We start from the raw sequence: 16,769 nt of genomic DNA, 5'->3' as shown, positions 1-16,769 counted from the left end.
GGAGCTGCCCGCGGTCTAGGAGATGATCGCGTCGACGGCCTTCTTCAGCGCGCTCGGCTGGGAGGGCCTCCGGGGCGCCTTCTCCTTGGCCTCGAGCATCTGCGCGCCGAGCTCCTGGAGCTGCTTGCGGCCGAGCCCCTCGCGGACCTGGGGAAACCACTCCTGCTCCTCCTCGTCCATGTGGTGCCGGACGCTCTCGATGAGGACGGTGGTCTTGGCCACGAAGCGCTCGTCGTCGGGGCTCATCGCCGCGAGCTCCATGCAGAGCACGTCGGCGACGTGGTGCTCCTCGTAGGACTCGAGCACGTCGTCCTCGACGTCGGGCAGCAGCTCGCGCACCCGCGGGTACATCACCTCGTTCTCGATGTAGGTGTGCACGGTGAGCAGCTCCAGCATCTTGTCGACGAGCCGGCCCTGGGTCGCCTTGGCGTTCTCGCCGGCGTCCTCGAAGTCCTTGAAGACCTTGCGGATCTCCTTGTGGTCGTCCTTGAGCAGCACGATGGCGTCGGTGGACACGGTCGCTCCTTCCGGTCGGGGTCGCTGGGCCGTGAGGTACCCAGTCCGGCACGGCTCAGTCCGCTGAGTCGGCGTACTCACCGGCGTGTCCGTCATGGGACGGATGCGCGCAAGGCCCGCTTGCTGCCACTCTGGCAGCCGGATCTCGGGACAGACCGCTCATCGGAGGACCCTTCATGAAGCTCACCGTCCCCCGCCGGCTCCGCGCCACCGTGCCGGTCGGCAGGATCCTGGCCACGCTCGCCCTCACCGCCGGACTGGCCGGCTCGGCGCTCCCCGCCCAGGCCGCGCCGGCCGAGGCAGGGACGGAGAACGCGACCGGGTGGTACCTCGCGCTCGGCGACTCCGTCGGCGCGGGCTACCAGCCGGGCGCCGGCGACGACCTCGACGGCGGGTACCCCGGCGGCGTGCTCGACGCGCTGCAGGGCACCGACCCCAAGCTCAGGCTGCGCAACCTGTCCTGCTCCGGGGAGGACCTGGCCACGATCATGCAGGGGGGCCGCTGCGCCTACGACGAGGGCAGCCAGCTCGCCCAGGCCCTGGTGTTCCTCAGGGCGCACCGGCACACCACCGGGCTGGTCACGCTGACGATCGGCGGCAACGACGTGCGCCGCTGCGTGCGGGGTACCACGATCGACATGGCGTGCATCTCGACCGGGATGGCCAACGTCTCGCAGCGGCTGCCCCAGGTGCTCACCGCGCTGCGACAGGCCGCGCCGCGCGCGCAGGTCGTGGTGACGAACTACTACAACCCCTACCTGGCCGCGTGGTTCACGAACCGGACGGTGGCCGCCCAGTCCCAGGTGCTGGCCGCGATGCTCAACGCGGTCATCGCGGGAGCGGCCACCGCGACCGGCGCCACCAGCGCGGACGTCGCCACCGCGTTCGCGACCTCCGACACGACCCCGCTGTCGAACGGCGTGCCGACGAACGTGGCCATGGTCTGCCAGCTGACCTGGATGTGCACACCGGCGGCCGACTTCCACCCCAACGACGCCGGCTACGCCGTGGTCGCCGGGGCGGTCACCGACGCGGTCGCGTGAGGCGCCCGCACCGACCGTGAGCGGCGTCAGTCGAGGCCGTGCGCGCGGCGGATGGCCTCGACGATGCCGCCCATGATCTCGGTCAGCCCGAAGTCCTTGGGGGTGAACACCGCGGCCACCCCCATCTCCTTGAGGCGTACGGCGTCGCCGCTGGGGATGATCCCGCCGACGATCACCGGCACGTCCCCGACGCCCGCGTCCCGCAGGCCCTCGAGCACCGCCGGGACGAGCTCCATGTGCGAGCCGGAGAGGATCGACAGCCCGACGCAGTGCACGTCCTCGGCGACCGCGGCGGCGACGATCTGCTCCGGGGTGAGCCGGATCCCCTGGTAGACCACCTCGAAGCCGGCGTCGCGGGCGCGCACGGCGACCTGCTCGGCGCCGTTGGAGTGGCCGTCGAGCCCGGGCTTGCCCACGAGCAGCCGGAGCCGTCCGCCGAGCTCCTCGCTCGTGCGCCGTACCGCCTCGCGCACCGCGCTCAGCTCGGCGCCGGCCTCGGCCACGCCGACCGCCCCGGACACCCCGGTGGGGGCGCGGAACTCGCCGAACACCTCGCGCAGCGTGCCGGCCCACTCGCCGGTCGTGGCGCCGGCGCGGGCCGCGGCCAGGGTCGCCTCCATCAGGTTCGCCCCCGACTTGGCGTCCTCGGCGAGCCTCGCCAGCGCCCGGCGCACCTCGGCGTCGTCCCGCTGCGCGCGCCACTCCTCGAGCCCCGCGACCGCCGACCGCTCGGCCTCGGGGTCGGCGGCCTGGATCGCGGTGTCGAGGTCCGCGGTGAGCGGGGACGGCTCGGTGGTCTCGAAGCAGTTGACGCCGACGACCTTGTCCTCGCCGGCCTCGATCCGGCCGCGCCGCGCGGCGTGGGAGGAGACCAGCGCCTGCTTCATGTAGCCGGACTCGACCGCGGCGATCGCCCCGCCCATCGCCTGGACCCGCTCGATCTCCGCGCGGGCGCCGGCGACCAGCTCGCCGACCTTGGCCTCGATCACCGTCGAGCCCTCGAAGATGTCGTCGTACTCCAGCAGGTCGGACTCGAAGGCGAGCACCTGCTGCAGGCGCAGCGACCACTGCTGGTCCCAGGGCCGGGGCAGGCCGAGCGCCTCGTTCCAGGCGGGCAGCTGTACGGCGCGGGCGCGGGCGTTCTTCGACAGGGTGACCCCGAGCATCTCGAGGACGATCCGCTGCACGTTGTTCTCCGGCTGCGCCTCGGTCAGGCCGAGCGAGTTCACCTGGACGCCGTACCGGAAGCGGCGCATCTTGGGGTCCTGGACGCCGTACCGCTGGCGGGTGATCTCGTCCCACAGCTGCACGAAGGCGCGCATCTTGCAGGTCTCCTCGACGAAGCGGACCCCGGCGTTGACGAAGAACGAGATCCGCCCGACGACCCGCTCGAGGTCGTCCGCGCCGACCTGGCCGGAGTCGCGCACCGCGTCGAGCACGGCGATCGCGGTGCACAGCGCGTAGGCGAGCTCCTGCGTCGGGGTGGCCCCGGCCTCCTGCAGGTGGTAGCTGCAGATGTTGATCGGGTTCCACTTCGGGATGTTGTTGACCGTGTAGGCGATCAGGTCGCTGGTCAGCCGCAGGGAGTGCTCGGGCGGGAACACGTAGGTGCCGCGGGAGAGGTACTCCTTGATGATGTCGTTCTGGGTGGTGCCGGCCAGGCGGGCGTGCACGTCGGTGACGTCGACCTCGGCGCCACCGGCGGCCTCGAGCGCCTGCTCCTCCGCGACGACCTGGTAGAGCGCGAGCAACCACATCGCGGTCGCGTTGATCGTCATCGAGGTGTTCATCTCGGTGAGCGGGATGTCGCGGAACAGCCGGCGCATCTCGCCGAGGTGCGGGACCGGCACGCCGACCTTGCCGACCTCGCCGCGGGACAGCGCCGAGTCGGGGTCGTAGCCGGTCTGCGTGGGCAGGTCGAAGGCGACCGAGAGGCCGGTCTGCCCCTTGGCCAGGTTGCGTCGATACAGGGAGTTGGACTCCGTCGCCGAGCTGTGCCCGGCGTAGGTCCTCATCACCCAGGGCTTGTCCCGGTCCTGCGGCTTCTCGCTCATGGACGGGAGACTACGGCGAACCGAACCCGCTGGTAACTACGCTGTGAACCGAGTCACGTGCCACGTAGGTCACAGCCCGCGGCGCGTCGCTGCCGCGCCGGCTGCTCAGGCGGTGAGCGGGCCGCGCTCGGCGCGCTCGAGCTGGACCAGGCGGCGCAGCCGCGTGAACGCGATGACCCGGCGCAGCTCGGGGCTGCAGCCACGGAGGATCAGGTGCCGGCCGCTGCGCTCCATCGTCCTCGTCGCGACCGCGAGGACGCGCAGCGCCGTCGCGTCGATCGACTCGAGCTCGGAGAGGTCCACGACCACGTCGTCCGTCGTACGGTCGATCTCGTCGTAGAGCCGGTCCCGGACCAGACTGGTCGAGCGGACGTCGAAACGCCCGCGGATGAACAATGTGCCTTCGCGCGTAGTGAGTTCCATGCCACTCCCGTGCAGCCCCGTTCGGTCGGCCCGCCCCGTTCCGTCCGGACCTTCCCTCACTCACTATGACGCACGTCTCAGGCGAATGGTTGCCTGTCTTGGATTACGGGAGTGTCACGGTCTCGAAAATCCTCGCGAAGCGGACATCTCCGGACAGGTGCCCGCGACACCGGCGCCGACGGTCCAGACCACACCGAACCACCCTCAGAGGTCCTCCAGCTCGACGCGGCCGATGTCGACCCCCAGCCCGCCGAGCACCTCCGCGAAGTGCGGGTAGCCGCGGTCGATGTGCTGCGACTCCGCCACCACCGTGGTTCCCTGCGCCGCCATCCCGGCGAGAACCAGCGCCGCGCCGGCCCGGATGTCGTGGGCCACCACCGGGGCGCCGGACAGCTCGGACCGGCCGCGGACCACCGCGTGGTGTCCGTCGGTGCGCAGGTCCGCGCCGAGCCGGGCGAGCTCCTGGGCGAACATGAACCGCGACTCGAAGACGTTCTCGGTGATCATCGCGGTGCCGTCGCTGACCGCCGCCAGCGCCATCGCGAACGGCTGCAGGTCCGTCGGGAAGCCCGGGTACGGCAGCGTCACCACGTCGAACGACTCCAGCCGGCGGTCCACGTGCACCCGGAAGCCCTCGTCGGTCACGCCGACCTGCGCGCCTGCCGCGGCCAGCTTGTCGAGCACGATGTCGAGGTGGTGCGCCCGGCCGCCGCAGACGGTGAGGTCTCCCCCGGCGATGCCCGCCGCGAACGCCCAGGTCCCGGCCACGATCCGGTCCGAGACCGTGGCGTGCTCCACCGGGGAGAGCCGGTCGACGCCCTCGACGGTCAGCGTGGAGCTGCCGATCCCGTCGATGCGGGCGCCCATCTCGACGAGCATCTCGCACAGGTCGATGATCTCCGGCTCCCGCGCGACGTTGTCGATCATCGTCGTACCGGGGGTCAGCACCGCCGCCATGAGCAGGTTCTCGGTGGCCCCGACGCTCGGGAAGTCCAGCCACAGGTTCGCGCCGCGCAGGCCCTCCCCCGCCTCGGCCACGACGTACCCGTGCTCGATGTGCATCGAGGCGCCGAGCTCGGTCAGCCCGGTCATGTGCATGTCGAGCCCGCGGGAGCCGATGTTGTCGCCGCCGGGCAGCGCCACCCGCGCCCGGCCGCACCGCGCGACGAGGGGGCCGAGCACGCTGATCGAGGCCCGCAGCCGGCGGACCAGGTCGTACGGCGCCTCGTGCCCGAGCTCCTCCGGCACGTCGATCACCGCCCGGCCACTGATGTTCCGGGTCAGCGCCGCCGTACTGATCTCGGCGACGTCCGGGTGCTCGACGACGACGGTGCAGCCGAGCTTCTCGAGCAGCCGGGCCATCACCTCGACGTCGAGGATGTCGGGCACGTTCGTGACCACCGTGCGCCCCGGCGCCAGCAACGCGGCCGCCATCAGTTTCAGCGCGCTGTTCTTCGCGCCGCCGACGTGGACGCTGCCGTGCAGCGGGTGCGACAGCGGCCCTTGGGACGTGACTCGGAATCCCTCCATCCCGCCGATGTTAGAGGGTGCGTCCCTGCCCGGTTCGCATGAGTAGGGTGAGGGCATGGTCAACCTCACCCGCATCTACACCCGCACCGGCGACGAGGGCCAGACCCGTCTCGGGGACATGAGCTCCACCACCAAGAACGACCTGCGGCTGCACGCCTACGCCGACGTCGACGAGGCCAACGCCGCGATCGGCGCCGCCCTGGCCCTCGGTGGTCTCGAGGACGACGTGGTGCGGGTGCTGACCCGGATCCAGAACGATCTCTTCGACGTCGGCGCGGACTTCTGCACGCCGATCGTGGAGAACCCGGAGTTCCCGCCCCTGCGGGTGGAGCAGGCGTACGTCGACCGGCTCGAGGCGTGGTGCGACGAGTACAACGAGAACCTCGCGAAGCTCCGCTCCTTCATCCTCAACGGCGGCACCCCGGGTGCTGCGATGCTGCACGTCGCCCGCACGGTGGCCCGTCGCGCCGAGCGTGCGGCCTGGGCGGCGTACGACGAGCACGGCGACACGATGAACATCGTGGCCGTGCGGTACCTCAACCGGCTCAGCGACCTGCTCTTCATCCTCGCCCGGCACGCGAACCGGGAGCAGGGCGACGTGCTCTGGAAGCCCGGCGGCGAGCGCTGAGCGCGGTGACCGTCCCGCGCAGGGTCGCCGAGTAGGTTCGGGCGCATGCCCTTCGTGAGCGCCTGCGGCCTCGACGTGCACTACGTGGCGCACGGGCCCGGCCCCGACGCGGACCCGCCCACCGCGGTCCTGCTGCACGGGTTCACGCCGGACCACCGGCTGATGACCGGCGCCTTCGAGCCGGTGTTCACCGCGCGGGAGCGGCGCCCCGGCGGCGTCGCGTGGCGCCGGCTCTACCTGGACCTGCCCGGCATGGGCCGGACCCGCTCGGCGGCCCACGTCACCGGCACCGACGTGGTGCTCGACGTGGTCCGGGAGGCGGTCGACCGGCTGGTCCCTGACGGCCGGGTCGCGCTCTGCGGGCAGTCGTACGGCGGCTACCTCGCCCGCGGTCTCGTCGCGTCGACGCCCGGCCGGTTCAGCGGCATGGCGCTCGTGTGCCCGATGCTGGTGGCCGACCACGCCGAGCGCGACGTCCCCCCGCACCGCGTCCTGGTGCGCGACCCGGAGCTCGCCGCCGGCCTCACGGTCGACGCGGAGTTCCGCGAGATCGCGGTGGTGCAGACGCAGGAGACCTTCCGCCGCACGCAGCAGGAGGTCGTGCCGGGCCTGGCGGAGGCCGACGAGGCCGCCCTGGACCGGATCCGCCAGGGCTGGGCGGGCGGCTTCGCGCTCGAGGCCCGCGGGTCGACGTACGACGAGCCGGTGCTGGTGTTCACGGGACGGCAGGACAGCTCCACGGGCTACCGCGACGCGTGGCCGCTGCTCGAGCACTACCCGCGGGCGACGTTCGCGGTGCTCGACCGGGCGGGGCACAACGGGCACATCGAGCAGCCGGTCCTCTTCGAGGCGCTCGTGCACGAGTGGCTCGACCGGGTGGAGGAGGCGGCGGGAATCCCGCACGAGTGACGCCTCGACACCGCACGAGTGACCTCTCAACGCCGCACGAGTGACCTCTCAACGCCGTCAGCGGCGGCGGAGGCGCTGGCCGGGTGGGGCGGCCTCCAGCCACGCCAGGAAGCCGGTGAGCGCGGAGGGGCTCATCGCCACCTCGAGCGGGCCGGTCGGGGTCAGGCACTCGACGATGATGTGCCCGGAGTAGAGGGAGTACGCCTCGGCGCCCTCCGCGTCGCGGCGGCCGACGTACTCGAGCTCGGAGCGCCGCAGGACCACCTTCGGCCCCGGCGCGAGCGAGAAGATGCGGAACCACTCCAGCGCGTCCCCGGAGTAACGGCCGACCCCGAGAACCCAGCCGCGCCCGGCCCTGGTGGACCGGACGCGGACGGAGAACTCGAAGGTGCCGCCGTCACGGGAGATCCAGCGACGGCGGAAGACCAGGGCGAGCCCGTAGAGCAGGACGAGAAGCAGCACGACACCGGCTGCGTCGAGCAGCCACTGCCACAGCGGCATCTATCCCCTCTTCTCTTCAGCTCGTACCGGACCGGGTCGGGCGTGGTGGTTCAGGATGCCTTCTCGACCGCGCGGATGCGAGCCTCCGCGTGGCGGACGGCCTCCTCGGCCTCGGCCTCGGTCTCGTACTCGCCGGCCGACTTCGCGCGCTCGAGGTCGGCGCGGGCCTTCTCGAGGTCGATCTCGTGCGACATCTCGGCGTGCTCGGAGAGGATCGAGATGCGGTTGTTCGCCACGGACAGGAAGCCTGCGTCCACGGCGGCGACCCAGGTCTCGCCCTCGGGGGTCTGCACGTCGACGACGCCGTCCACCATCAGCGAGAGCATCGGCGCGTGGTTCGGCAGGATGCCGACGTCGCCCTCGGTCGTACGGGCGATGACCATCTTCGCCTCGCCCGACCACACCAGCCGGTCGGCCGCGACCAGCTCGACGTGCAGCAGGTCGTCACTCACGCGGACTCCTTAACGTTGTTTCGGACTTCGGGAGAGCCGCTCCGCGAGGCCGCCTGCGTGGGGCGGGCGACCTCGCGGGACGCGGCTCGTGAGGCGGACCTCAGAGGTTCTTCTGGATCTCGGACCACTTGCGCTCGACGTCGTCGAGGCCACCGCACATGAAGAAGGCCTGCTCGGCGACGTGGTCGTACTCGCCGTCCGCGATCTTCGTGAAGCCCTCGATGGTGTCCTCGATCGGGACCGTCGAACCCTCGATGCCGGTGAACTGCTTGGCGACGTAGGTGTTCTGCGACAGGAACCGCTGGATACGACGGGCCCGGGACACGATGATCTTGTCCTCTTCGGAGAGCTCGTCGACACCGAGGATCGCGATGATGTCCTGCAGCTCCTTGTTGCGCTGGAGGATCTGCTTGATGCGGACCGCGGTGTTGTAGTGGTCCTCACCGATGTAGCGCGGGTCGAGGATTCGCGAGGTCGACGTGAGCGGGTCCACGGCCGGGTAGATACCCAGCGAGGCGATCTCACGGGAGAGCTCGGTCGTCGCGTCGAGGTGCGCGAACGTGGTGGCCGGGGCCGGGTCGGTGTAGTCGTCGGCCGGCACGTAGATCGCCTGCATCGAGGTGATCGAGTGACCACGCGTCGAGGTGATCCGCTCCTGGAGCGTGCCCATCTCGTCGGCGAGGTTCGGCTGGTAACCCACCGCCGAAGGCATACGACCCAGAAGCGTCGACACCTCCGAGCCGGCCTGCGTGAAGCGGAAGATGTTGTCGATGAAGAGCAGCACGTCCTGCTTCTGCACGTCGCGGAAGTACTCCGCCATCGTCAGCGCCGACAGGGCCACGCGCAGACGCGTGCCTGGCGGCTCGTCCATCTGACCGAACACCAGCGCGGTCTGGCCGATGACGCCGGCCTCTTCCATCTCCACGATGAGGTCGTTGCCCTCACGGGTGCGCTCGCCGACCCCGGCGAACACCGACACACCGCCGTGGTCCTTGGCCACACGGGCGATCATTTCCTGGATCAGCACGGTCTTGCCGACGCCCGCGCCGCCGAACAGGCCGATCTTGCCGCCCTGGACGTACGGGGTGAGCAGGTCGATGACCTTGATGCCGGTCTGGAACATCTGGGTCTTCGACTCGAGCTGGTCGAAGGCGGGCGCCTTGCGGTGGATGCCCCAGCGCTCGTTGACCTCGAACTGCTCGCCCTCCTTGAGGTTGAGCACCTGGCCGGTCGCGTTGAACACGTGACCGAGGGTCGCGTTGCCGACCGGCACGGTGATCGGGCCGCCGGTGTCGCGCACCTGCGCACCGCGGACCAGTCCGTCGGTGGGCTGCATCGAGATCGCACGGACCATGCCGTCACCGATGTGCTGGGCGACCTCGAGGACCAGGGTCTTCTTCTCGCCACCGAGCTCGAGCTCGGTCTCGAGCTTGTTGTAGATCTCCGGCATCGAGTCCACGGGGAACTCGATGTCGACCACGGGGCCGATAACTCGCGCGATGCGACCGACGCCCCCAGCACCGTGCTCGGTGCCTCGTTCTTCAATCGTGGCAGTCATTTCTTTCACTCACTCCCGGCAGTCGCATCGGCCAGCGCGTTGACGCCACCGACGATCTCGCTGATTTCCTGGGTAATACCGGCCTGGCGGGCCTGGTTGGCAATTCGCTTGTACTTCTTGATGAGCTCCTCGGCGTTGTCCGTCGCCGACTTCATCGCCCGCTGCCGCGCGGCCAGCTCGGAGGCGGCCGCCTGCAGCAGGGCGAAGAAGATCCGGCTCTGGACGTAGCGCGGCAGCAGCTCGTCGAGCACCTCGGCCGCGGACGGCTCGAACTCGTAGAGCGGCAGCACGTCCTCCGCCTCGGGCCTCTCCTCGCCCTCGACGACCTCCAGCGGAAGCAGTCGTACGGCGGTGGGCTCCTGCACCAGCATCGACCGGAAGCGGGTGTAGACCACGTGGACCTCGTCCACGCCCGCACCGTTCTCCTCCGACGCCAGCTCCTCCTCGGACAGGAACGCCCCGATGAGCGTGTCGCCGATCTCCCGGGCCACGTCGTAGGTCGGCTGGTCCGAGAAGCCGGTCCACTCCTCCACGGTCGGCCGGCGCCGGAACTTGAAGTAGGCGACGCCCTTGCGGCCGGTGATGTAGGTGTCGACCTCCTTGCCCTCCCCGCGCAGCTTCTCGGCGAGGCGCTCGGCCTCCTTGAGGACACCGGACGAGTAGCCCCCGGCCAGACCCCGGTCGCTCGTCACGATCAGGATCGCGGCGCGCTTGGGGTCCTCGGGCTCGGTGGTGAGCGGGTGGTCGACGTTGGAGTACGTCGCCACCGCCGACACCGCACGGGTGAGCTCACGGGCGTACGGCGCGGCCGCCTGGGCCCGCTGCTGCGCCTTGATGATGCGGGACGCAGCGATGAGCTCCATGGCGCGCGTGATCTTCTTGGTCGACTCGACCGACTTGATCCTGGCGCGGTACTCACGCAGCGAAACGGCCATGGGTCAGCCCCGCTTCTGCTTGACGATCTGCTCCTGCTCGAGCTCGTCCTCCGGGAGGGCCTCGTGCTGCTCCTTGCCGGCCTTGATCGACTGGCCGTCCGAGGTCTCGAACTGGTCGAGGAACGACTCGTACGCGCCAACGAGGGCGTGCTCGGTGTCGTCGTCGAAGTTGTTCGTCTCCGCGATGGCGTTGAGGATCCCGGCGTGCTCGCGACGCAGGTAGTCGAGGAACTCACGCTCGAAGCGCAGCACGTCCTCCGTGGGCACCTTGTCGAGGCGGCCGGTGGTGCCGGCCCACAGCGACGCGGTCATCTCGTTGACCGGGTACGGGGAGTACTGCGGCTGCTTGAGCAGGGCCATCAGGCGCTGGCCACGGTCGAGCTGCTGGCGCGACGCGGCGTCGAGGTCCGAGGCGAACATCGCGAACGCCTCCATCGCGCGGAACTGCGCGAGGTCGACCTTGAGCGAGCCGGTGACCTTCTTGATCGCCTTCGTCATCGCGGCGCCACCCACACGGGACACCGACACACCGACGTCGATGGCCGGGCGCTGGTTGGCGGCGAAGAGGTCCGACTGCAGGAAGATCTGCCCGTCGGTGATCGAGATGACGTTGGTCGGGATGTACGCCGACACGTCGTTGGCCTTGGTCTCGACGATCGGCAGACCGGTCATCGAGCCCGCGCCCATCTCGTCCGAGAGCTTCGCGCAACGCTCGAGCAGCCGGCTGTGCAGGTAGAAGACGTCACCGGGGTACGCCTCGCGGCCCGGCGGACGACGGAGCAGCAGCGACACCGCACGGTAGGCCTCGGCCTGCTTGGTGAGGTCGTCGAAGACGATCAGGACGTGCTTGCCCTGGTACATCCAGTGCTGGCCGATCGCCGAGCCGGTGTACGGGGCGAGGTACTTGAAGCCGGCCGAGTCGGACGCCGGGGAGGCCACGATGGTGGTGTACTCCAGGGCGCCGGCCTCTTCGAGGGCACCGCGCACCGAGGCGATGGTGGAGCCCTTCTGGCCGATGGCGACGTAGATGCAGCGGACCTGCTTCGACGGGTCGCCCGACTCCCAGTTCTGCTTCTGGTTGATGATCGTGTCGATCGCGATCGTGGACTTGCCGGTCGCGCGGTCGCCGATGATGAGCTGACGCTGGCCACGGCCGATCGGGGTCATCGCGTCGATGGCCTTGATGCCGGTGGCGAGCGGCTCGTGGACCGACTTGCGCACCATCACGCCGGGAGCCTGCAGCTCCAGCGCACGGCGGCCGTCGGTGGCGATGTCGCCCATGCCGTCGATCGGCGTGCCGAGCGGGTCCACCACGCGGCCGAGGTAGCCCTCGCCCACGGGGACCGAGAGGATCTCGCCGGTACGACGTACGGTCTGGCCCTCTTCGATCTTGTCGAAGTCACCCAGGATGACGACACCGATCTCGCGGGTGTCGAGGTTCAGCGCGATGCCGAGGGTGCCGTCCTCGAACTCCAGGAGCTCGTTGGCCATGACCGACGGCAGCCCCGTGACGCGCGCGATGCCGTCGCCGGCCTCGGCGACGGTGCCGACCTCTTCGCGGCTCGCGGTCGTGGGCTTGTAGTCGGACACGAAGCGCTGCAGCGCGTCCCGGATCTCCTCCGGACGGATCGAAAGCTCCGTCATTTCTTGTCCCTGCTCTCTCGTCTGTTCAGCTCTGTGTTCAAAGGACGGCCCGCGGCGTTCACGGGTCTCAGCCCGCCAGGCGGCGTCGGGCATCGTCGAGGCGGCTGGCCACGGTGCCGTCGATGACGTCGTCACCGATCTCCACACTCAGCCCTCCGACCACCTCGGGGTCGACAACGACGTTGAGGTGCACCGGCCGGCCGTACTGCCGGGCCAGTGCGCCTGCTAGGCGCTGCCTGTCCGCGTCACCGAGGTCACGCGCCGCGCGCACCGTGGCGACGAGCCGGTTGCGGTGGTTCGCCGCGACCTTCTGGTACTCCGCGATGGCTACTGCCACAGTACGGTGCGTGCCGGTGAGCGACTGCTCGGCCAGCCGGATGGCGGCCGGGGTGGCCCTGCCCTCCAGCAGGCCCCGCACCAGCGCCTGCTTGTCGTGGATCGAACGCGCCGGGTCCGACAGCGCGTCGCGCAGCCCGGGGTTCTCGGAGACCAGCCGACCGAAGCCGAACAACTGGTCCTCGAGCGCGTCGGCCTGGCCGGCCCGGTCGGCCGCCTTGACCACGGCGATCACCCCGAGCTCCTCCAGGGAGTAGCCCAGGTCGCGGGGCCCCGCCCACCGGAGTCCGGCGGCCTTGGCCACCAGGTCCAGCGAGGCCCCGTCGAGCTTGTCGCCGAAGATCTGCCGCAGCAGACCCGACTTGGCCTCGGGGGCCGTCGACAGGTCGGTGGCCACGCGCCGGAGCCTCGGCTCACGCCGAAGGACCTCCGACACCGCGAACAGGTCGTCCCCGATCCGGGCTCCGTCGGCACCGCTGTCGATCACCCGACCGAGCTCCTCGGTCAGGGTCGCCAGCGACTCAGCGGAAGCTCCACGCATCAGCGAGCCCCGTTTCCAGCCGAGCTCTGCGCCTCGATGTCGGCGAGGAAGCGCTCCACCACGCGGCTCTGGCGAGCCTCGTCGTCCAGCGACTCCCCGACGATGCGCCCGGCCAGCGACGTGGCCAGGGTGCCGACCTCCGCACGGAGCGAGGTGACCGCCTGCTGGCGCTCGGCCTCGATCTGCGCGTGGGCGTGCTCGACGATGCGAGCAGCCTCGGTGTTGGCCTGCTCGCGCATCTCGGCCACGATCGTCGCGCCCTGCTCGCGAGCTTCCTCGCGGATCCGGGCAGCCTCGTGACGCGCCTCGCTGAGCTGCCGGGTGAGCTCGGCCAGCTTGGCGTCGGCCTCGGCCTGCTTGGTCTCGGCGGCCTCGAGGCCACCTTCGATCGCCGACGTGCGCTCAGCGAACGTCTTCTCGAAGTTCGGTACGACGAACTTCTTGACGGCGAACAGGAGCAGACCGAAGACGACCAGCGAGAGGACGATCTCCACCGGGTGCGGGACGAGCGGGTTGAGCTCCTCGGCCGCAAGGGTGATCGGGTTCATGGGCGGTCCTTCGTCAGTGTTGTCTTAGAGCACGAACGCGAGGGCGATACCGATGATGGCGAGCGCCTCGGCGAGGGCGAAGCCCAGGATCGCGATCGACTGGAGGCGGCTCTGCGCCTCGGGCTGACGAGCCACGCCGTTGATGTAGGCGGCGAAGATCAGACCGATACCGACACCGGGGCCGATGGCGGCGAGGCCGTAGCCGATCATGTTCATGGAGCCAGTGAGTTCCACGACTTTTCCTTTCGGTTTGTTTCTATTTGCTCTCAGTGCTCGTCTGCGAGAGCACCGGAGATGTACATGGCGTTGAGCAGGGTGAAGACGTAGGCCTGCAGGAACTGCACCAGCAGCTCCAGGAAGGCGATCGCGACGAAGAGCACCCAGGCCAGGAGTCCGACGGGCTTGACCAGGGTCGCGCCGTGCAGCAGGAGGTACTCGCCGCCGAGGGCGAAGAGGATCAGGAGGAGGTGGCCGGCCAGCATGTTGGCGAACAGACGCAGGGCCAGCGTGATCGGGCGGACCACCAGGTTGGAGAAGAACTCCAGCGGGACGAGCAGCAGCAGCATCGGGCCCTTGATGCCCGCGGGCACGGTCTGCAGCTTCATGTAGCCGCCGAAGCCGTGCTTGCGGATGCCGACGTAGTTGTAGATGACCCAGCTGAGCCCGGCGAGGCCGTAGACCATGCCGGCACGCGAGAACGTCGGGAACTGGATGAACGGCACCGTGGCGAAGATGTTGTTCACCAGGATGAAGAAGAACAGCGTCACCAGGTAGGGCACGAACCGCATGAAGTCCTGGCTGCCGATGATGTCGCGGCCCACGCTGTTGCGGATGAAGCCATAGGCGCCCTCGCCGGCGTACTGCAGCTTGCCGGGGACCATCGAGCGCTTCTTCGCCGCGGCGTAGAAGAACCAGAACACCAGGACCGCCGCGAGCACCAGCTGGATCATCGGCTTGGTGACGCCGAGGTACATCGTCTGGCCGAGGAACTCGAACGTGTCGCTCGGGCCGACGGGCGGCAGGTTGAAGTCACCGGGACCCGGGGGCGTGAAGCCCTCCTCCGCCGACGGGGCGGCGGCCAGGGTGCGGCTGCTCAGAGCAAAACTCACGTGTTCTCCTGCACTAGTTCTTCTCCTGCTTCGACTGCGGGTCCGGCGGGCGGTTGAACCGGGCGAAGGTCATGTACAGCCCGAGCCCGGCACCCAGCAGGATGCCGAGGACCACCAGGAACGAGGTGCCGAGCCACCGGTCCGCGAGCCATCCGAGAAACCCGTACATCGCCACACCCGCGACGAGGTAGCCGAAGGCATGCCAAGGGTCGCCTGCGGGGGATTCTTCGTCGGGAGCAGAGCCGGGATTCTGCTGAGTCATCGCGCACCGGACAATAGCAGCCAGTCGGGTTCATCGGACACTCGCCTCCTGCCCGTCGGACGGGAGGTCGAAGATGGGCTGTCGGGTCCTCGTGGCGACCACGATCTGGGTGGTCGTCCACACCAGGGTGCAGGCGATCACGGCCCCTGTTAGCCACCGCGGCGCGACCGCGTCCTGCAGCGCTCCGCTCCGGGCGAGGCCGACGAAGACCAGCCCGACGAGGACCACGTTGAGCGTGTAGGTGAGCAGCGCGACGAGCATCGAGGCGGCCGGGGCGACCTTGGCGACCACGCCGAGGACGACGGCGCCGAAGGCGAAGAAGACACAGACCATGACGGTGCCGATCGCGGCTCCGGCGGCGGCCGGCGAGCCGGCCACGAGGGCGCCCAGCACGACGGCGGCGGTCCCGACGAGGAGGCTTCCCGCCAGCGGCACCAGGACCGACGCACCACGGCGGGTGGGCGTGTAGCCAGGCGTTGCGGTCGTCATGTCGGCGGCCGTTCTGTCGGGGCGGGGCTCCTCGTTCCACAGCCTCGGGAGACGGTCTCGCGGGGTGTCTCCGGCTGCTTGTGAAAGTTAGCACAAGGAGTTACCGGTGAGGAAATCGCCCACCGTGGCCGTCCCCGGGCGGCCGCCCCCGGCGTCCTCAGAGGGTGGTGCCGGGCCGCTGGAGGCGGGGCAGCAGGAAGGTCATCGCGACCGTCGCGAGGAACCAGCCGATCAGGATCGCGGCGGTCACGCGGCCGGCGTAGAGGCTGGCCAGCACTCCCCCGAAGGCGATCAGCCCGGCCCACAGCCACATGATCAGCACCGCGCGCATGTGCGAGTGGCCGATCTCCAGCAACCGGTGGTGCAGGTGCTGCTTGTCGGGGGCGAACGGCGACCGGCCGGCGCGGGTACGGCGGACCACCGCTAGCACCAGGTCGGCGAACGGCACGATCAGGATCGAGACCGGCAGCACGATCGGCAGCAGCGCCGGCCACAGGTTCGCGCTGCCACCGCCGGCGCCCTGGGACATGTCCACGGTGGCGAACTGCCCGGTGAGCGTGAGCGCCGAGCCCGCGAGGACCAGGCCGATCAGCATCGAGCCGGAGTCGCCCATGAAGATCCGGGCCGGGAAGAAGTTGTGCGGCAGGAAGCCGGCGCACGCCCCGGCCAGCGACGCGGTGAGCAGGGCCGCGGTGATCGCCAGGGTCTCCCCGTTGGCGTCGGCGAGCTTGTAGGAGAACGCGAAGAACGCGACCGCGCCGATGCCGACCACGCCCGCGGCGAGCCCGTCGAGCCCGTCGACGAAGTTCACCGCGTTGACGGTCGCCACGACCACCACCACGCTGACGATCGCGGCCTGGGTCATGTCCGGGGCCAGCTGGCCTCCGCCGGGCAGCTGGAACGAGTAGTACTGCACGTCGAAGAAGACCAGGAAGCCGGCGGCGAGCACCTGTCCGCCGAGCTTGGTGACCGCGTCGAGCTCGAGCAGGTCGTCGAGCACCCCGACCGCGCAGACCAGGGCGCCCGCGACCAGCACGATCCCGGCGTCCCGGAAGATCTGGTCGTCGCTGAGCGAGAGGAACGGCAGCTGGCGGGCCACGACGTACCCCGCCCCCAGCCCCCCGAGCATCGCCAGGCCGCCGAAGTACGGGATGGGCACCGCGTGCACGTCACGGTCGCGGACCTTGGCCACCGCCCCGGTGCGGAGGGCGATCTCGCGGGCCACCACCCCCAGCAGGTAGGTGACGACCGCGGCGACGAGGAAGACGGTCAGGTACTCGCGCACGGGCCC

19 protein-coding genes are annotated in these 16,769 nt (G+C 70.1%); 3 read left to right on the top strand and 16 right to left on the bottom strand.

The window, feature by feature from the left end; all coding sequences use genetic code 11:
* Positions 1–15 precede the first annotated feature (15 nt).
* On the bottom strand, positions 16–516 hold the full coding sequence (locus K1X13_RS12540) for a hemerythrin domain-containing protein (protein ID WP_221025372.1): 501 nt from the start codon (positions 514–516) through the stop codon (positions 16–18).
* Positions 517–692: 176 nt separating this feature from the next.
* On the opposite strand from K1X13_RS12540, the gene K1X13_RS12535 reads away from it, so the two are divergent.
* Complete coding sequence (locus tag K1X13_RS12535; RefSeq protein ID WP_221025371.1) at positions 693–1,559, top strand: GDSL-type esterase/lipase family protein; 867 nt, start codon at positions 693–695, stop codon at positions 1,557–1,559.
* A gap of 26 nt (positions 1,560–1,585) precedes the next feature.
* Here the strand turns inward: K1X13_RS12535 and K1X13_RS12530 are convergent, their stop codons facing one another.
* The 3 genes from K1X13_RS12530 to murA form a co-directional block, all read right to left on the bottom strand.
* Entirely contained in the window at positions 1,586–3,613 is a 2,028-nt protein-coding gene (locus K1X13_RS12530) for an ethylmalonyl-CoA mutase (protein ID WP_221025370.1), read from the bottom strand.
* 105 nt (positions 3,614–3,718) lie between these two features.
* The gene (locus K1X13_RS12525) at positions 3,719–4,036 is read right to left on the bottom strand and encodes an STAS domain-containing protein (protein WP_221025369.1); all 318 of its coding nucleotides are present in this window, start codon (positions 4,034–4,036) and stop codon (positions 3,719–3,721) included.
* Between the two features lie 204 nt (positions 4,037–4,240).
* The gene (murA, locus tag K1X13_RS12520) at positions 4,241–5,566 is read right to left on the bottom strand and encodes a UDP-N-acetylglucosamine 1-carboxyvinyltransferase (RefSeq protein WP_221025368.1); all 1,326 of its coding nucleotides are present in this window, start codon (positions 5,564–5,566) and stop codon (positions 4,241–4,243) included.
* 55 nt (positions 5,567–5,621) lie between these two features.
* On the opposite strand from murA, the gene K1X13_RS12515 reads away from it, so the two are divergent.
* Both K1X13_RS12515 and K1X13_RS12510 read left to right on the top strand, forming a co-directional pair.
* Positions 5,622–6,194, top strand: coding sequence for a cob(I)yrinic acid a,c-diamide adenosyltransferase (locus K1X13_RS12515; protein WP_221025367.1), 573 nt, complete (start codon positions 5,622–5,624; stop codon positions 6,192–6,194).
* Positions 6,195–6,239: 45 nt separating this feature from the next.
* On the top strand, positions 6,240–7,103 hold the full coding sequence (locus K1X13_RS12510) for an alpha/beta fold hydrolase (protein ID WP_221025366.1): 864 nt from the start codon (positions 6,240–6,242) through the stop codon (positions 7,101–7,103).
* A gap of 57 nt (positions 7,104–7,160) precedes the next feature.
* On the opposite strand, the gene K1X13_RS12505 is transcribed toward K1X13_RS12510, so the two are convergent.
* From K1X13_RS12505 to K1X13_RS12450, 12 genes are all read right to left on the bottom strand, one after another.
* Positions 7,161–7,604: a DUF2550 domain-containing protein gene (locus tag K1X13_RS12505; RefSeq protein ID WP_221025365.1), complete on the bottom strand. Its 444-nt coding sequence runs from the start codon at positions 7,602–7,604 to the stop codon at positions 7,161–7,163.
* Positions 7,605–7,654: 50 nt separating this feature from the next.
* Positions 7,655–8,056, bottom strand: a complete 402-nt coding sequence (locus K1X13_RS12500; protein WP_221025364.1) for a F0F1 ATP synthase subunit epsilon — start codon at positions 8,054–8,056, stop codon at positions 7,655–7,657.
* A gap of 100 nt (positions 8,057–8,156) precedes the next feature.
* Positions 8,157–9,614 carry a F0F1 ATP synthase subunit beta gene (atpD, locus tag K1X13_RS12495; protein WP_221025363.1) on the bottom strand — a complete coding sequence of 486 codons (1,458 nt, stop codon included), beginning with the start codon at positions 9,612–9,614 and terminating at the stop codon, positions 8,157–8,159.
* 5 nt (positions 9,615–9,619) lie between these two features.
* Entirely contained in the window at positions 9,620–10,549 is a 930-nt protein-coding gene (locus tag K1X13_RS12490; protein ID WP_221025362.1) for a F0F1 ATP synthase subunit gamma, read from the bottom strand.
* Positions 10,550–10,552: 3 nt separating this feature from the next.
* Positions 10,553–12,193, bottom strand: coding sequence for a F0F1 ATP synthase subunit alpha (gene atpA / locus K1X13_RS12485; protein ID WP_221025361.1), 1,641 nt, complete (start codon positions 12,191–12,193; stop codon positions 10,553–10,555).
* Positions 12,194–12,260: 67 nt separating this feature from the next.
* Positions 12,261–13,070 carry a F0F1 ATP synthase subunit delta gene (locus K1X13_RS12480; protein WP_221025360.1) on the bottom strand — a complete coding sequence of 270 codons (810 nt, stop codon included), beginning with the start codon at positions 13,068–13,070 and terminating at the stop codon, positions 12,261–12,263.
* Positions 13,070–13,609, bottom strand: a complete 540-nt coding sequence (locus K1X13_RS12475; protein ID WP_372450703.1) for a F0F1 ATP synthase subunit B — start codon at positions 13,607–13,609, stop codon at positions 13,070–13,072. The genes K1X13_RS12480 and K1X13_RS12475 overlap by 1 nt, the downstream gene beginning before the upstream one ends.
* Positions 13,610–13,642: 33 nt before the next feature.
* Complete coding sequence (atpE, locus tag K1X13_RS12470; protein WP_221026056.1) at positions 13,643–13,834, bottom strand: ATP synthase F0 subunit C; 192 nt, start codon at positions 13,832–13,834, stop codon at positions 13,643–13,645.
* Positions 13,835–13,884: 50 nt separating this feature from the next.
* Entirely contained in the window at positions 13,885–14,727 is an 843-nt protein-coding gene (gene atpB / locus K1X13_RS12465) for a F0F1 ATP synthase subunit A (RefSeq protein ID WP_308249536.1), read from the bottom strand.
* Between the two features lie 13 nt (positions 14,728–14,740).
* Complete coding sequence (locus K1X13_RS12460; RefSeq protein ID WP_221026121.1) at positions 14,741–14,989, bottom strand: hypothetical protein; 249 nt, start codon at positions 14,987–14,989, stop codon at positions 14,741–14,743.
* 30 nt (positions 14,990–15,019) lie between these two features.
* The gene (locus K1X13_RS12455) at positions 15,020–15,478 is read right to left on the bottom strand and encodes a hypothetical protein (RefSeq protein WP_221025358.1); all 459 of its coding nucleotides are present in this window, start codon (positions 15,476–15,478) and stop codon (positions 15,020–15,022) included.
* Positions 15,479–15,635: 157 nt separating this feature from the next.
* Positions 15,636–16,763 (bottom strand): MraY family glycosyltransferase, encoded by a 1,128-nt coding sequence (locus tag K1X13_RS12450; RefSeq protein WP_221025357.1) that lies wholly within the window; start codon positions 16,761–16,763, stop codon positions 15,636–15,638.
* Positions 16,764–16,769: the final 6 nt, after the last annotated feature.

The sequence above is a fragment of the Nocardioides jiangsuensis genome, from assembly GCF_019679455.1.
GTDB classification, from domain to species: domain Bacteria; phylum Actinomycetota; class Actinomycetes; order Propionibacteriales; family Nocardioidaceae; genus Nocardioides_C; species Nocardioides_C jiangsuensis.
Note: the sequence above shows the minus strand (reverse complement) of the source record. Positions and strands in the feature narration are given on the sequence as shown.

Coding starts and splice junctions, on each gene's coding strand:
- K1X13_RS12535 (WP_221025371.1), top strand. CDS start 693: ATGAAGCTCACCGTCCCCCGCCGGCTCCGCGCCACCGTGCCGGTCGGC.
- K1X13_RS12530 (WP_221025370.1), bottom strand. CDS start 3,613: ATGAGCGAGAAGCCGCAGGACCGGGACAAGCCCTGGGTGATGAGGACC.
- K1X13_RS12525 (WP_221025369.1), bottom strand. CDS start 4,036: ATGGAACTCACTACGCGCGAAGGCACATTGTTCATCCGCGGGCGTTTC.
- murA (WP_221025368.1), bottom strand. CDS start 5,566: ATGGAGGGATTCCGAGTCACGTCCCAAGGGCCGCTGTCGCACCCGCTG.
- K1X13_RS12515 (WP_221025367.1), top strand. CDS start 5,622: ATGGTCAACCTCACCCGCATCTACACCCGCACCGGCGACGAGGGCCAG.
- K1X13_RS12510 (WP_221025366.1), top strand. CDS start 6,240: ATGCCCTTCGTGAGCGCCTGCGGCCTCGACGTGCACTACGTGGCGCAC.
- K1X13_RS12505 (WP_221025365.1), bottom strand. CDS start 7,604: ATGCCGCTGTGGCAGTGGCTGCTCGACGCAGCCGGTGTCGTGCTGCTT.
- atpD (WP_221025363.1), bottom strand. CDS start 9,614: ATGACTGCCACGATTGAAGAACGAGGCACCGAGCACGGTGCTGGGGGC.
- K1X13_RS12490 (WP_221025362.1), bottom strand. CDS start 10,549: ATGGCCGTTTCGCTGCGTGAGTACCGCGCCAGGATCAAGTCGGTCGAG.
- atpA (WP_221025361.1), bottom strand. CDS start 12,193: ATGACGGAGCTTTCGATCCGTCCGGAGGAGATCCGGGACGCGCTGCAG.
- K1X13_RS12480 (WP_221025360.1), bottom strand. CDS start 13,070: ATGCGTGGAGCTTCCGCTGAGTCGCTGGCGACCCTGACCGAGGAGCTC.
- atpE (WP_221026056.1), bottom strand. CDS start 13,834: ATGAACATGATCGGCTACGGCCTCGCCGCCATCGGCCCCGGTGTCGGT.
- K1X13_RS12460 (WP_221026121.1), bottom strand. CDS start 14,989: ATGACTCAGCAGAATCCCGGCTCTGCTCCCGACGAAGAATCCCCCGCA.
- K1X13_RS12455 (WP_221025358.1), bottom strand. CDS start 15,478: ATGACGACCGCAACGCCTGGCTACACGCCCACCCGCCGTGGTGCGTCG.